Source organism: Nocardia sp. NPDC060220, assembly GCF_042727815.1.
Lineage (GTDB): Bacteria > Actinomycetota > Actinomycetes > Mycobacteriales > Mycobacteriaceae > Nocardia.
The window spans coordinates 1-1,291 of the sequence record NZ_JBHWZY010001302.1; the positions used below are offsets into that span (position 1 = coordinate 1).

The 1,291-nt window shown below is 66.1% G+C and carries 1 protein-coding gene; it reads right to left on the reverse strand.

What is annotated here, in order from left to right:
* On the reverse strand, positions 1 to 1,004 hold a 1,004-nt coding region (locus ACFWF3_RS36240; RefSeq protein WP_379318689.1), incomplete at its 3' end, for a fatty acid desaturase family protein.
* Positions 1,005 to 1,291 lie beyond the last annotated feature (287 nt).

A 1,291-nucleotide genomic window follows, 5' to 3' on the forward strand; every position in this document is an offset into this window, starting at 1 on the left:
GTGGTGTAGGGCAGGTCGTACTTGTCGCACAGTTCGCGCACCCGGACCGCCACCTCCGAGTATCGATTGCTCGGCAGGTCGGGGAACAGGTGGTGCTCGATCTGGTAGCAGAGGTTGCCGCTCATGAACGCCATCACGGGGCCGGCCTTGAAGTTGGCGCTGCCCAGCATCTGGCGCAGGTACCACTCGCCCTGGGCCTCCCCGTCGAGCTGCTCGGCGGTGAACTTCTGCGCGCCGTCGGGGAAGTGGCCGCAGAAGATCACGGCGTACGACCAGAGGTTGCGGACGAGGTTGGCGGTGGCGTTGGCCTTGAGCGTCGACTTCCAGGCCGGGCCGGTCAGCGCCGGGTAGATCACGAAATCCTTGGCGACCTGGCGGCCCGCCTTGCGGTAGAACTCGATATCGGGGGGCGAGGTCATCGTGGCGCCCTTGACGCCGGCCAGCTCCTTCTCGATGCCGAGATCGTGCAGCGCGATACCCCACTCGAAGGTCGCGGCCAACAGCAGATTGGCGGCGGGCTGGACCAGATGCACCGGACGCCACGCCTCGTCGCGGGTCATCCGCAGAATGCCGAAGCCGAGGTCCTCGTCCTTGCCGAGCACGTTGGTGTAGGTGTGGTGCGAATAGTTGTGCGCCCGGCGCCACTGCGCCGAGGTGCCGGTCATGTCCCACTCCCAGGTGGTGGAGTGGATCTCGGGATCGTTCATCCAATCCCATTGGCCGTGGCTCACATTGTGGCCCAGCTCCATGTTCTCGATGATCTTGGCGACCGAGAGCATCGCGGTGCCGCCCAGCCACGCCCAGCGGTTGCGGCTGCCGAACAGCACCGCGCGCCCGGCGACCTCGAGAGCTCGCTGGGCGGCGATGGTGCGGCGGATGTAGCGGGCGTCGCGCTCGCCACGGGAGGTCTCCACCGAACGGCGGATCGAATCGAGTTCTTTCCCCAGTGTCTCGATGTCGGCCGCCGTCAGATGGGCGAAGGCCTGAATATCGGTGATGGCCACCGGGGGTCCTCCTGTTGATTATCAGCAGCTGATGCCGCGGGTTCTCGGCCTGGGAACCTCGATCTTGCCTCGTCGAGGGCGCTGCTCGGTCGCACTCTTCGGCGAGTCCGGAATCGAGACGCCGAAAAACCCGGCGCTGCGCGCCTAGGGCTGTCGCCTCGATGCTGTTCGGCCTGTGAGTGATCCTAAGTCGCGCCCTCAGGCATTGATCGAAGTGAGGGGCCTAAGCGATAGCCGCCGGTCACGGGTTGTGGCCGACGCATAGGTCAAGGGTACCCGCTCGGCGG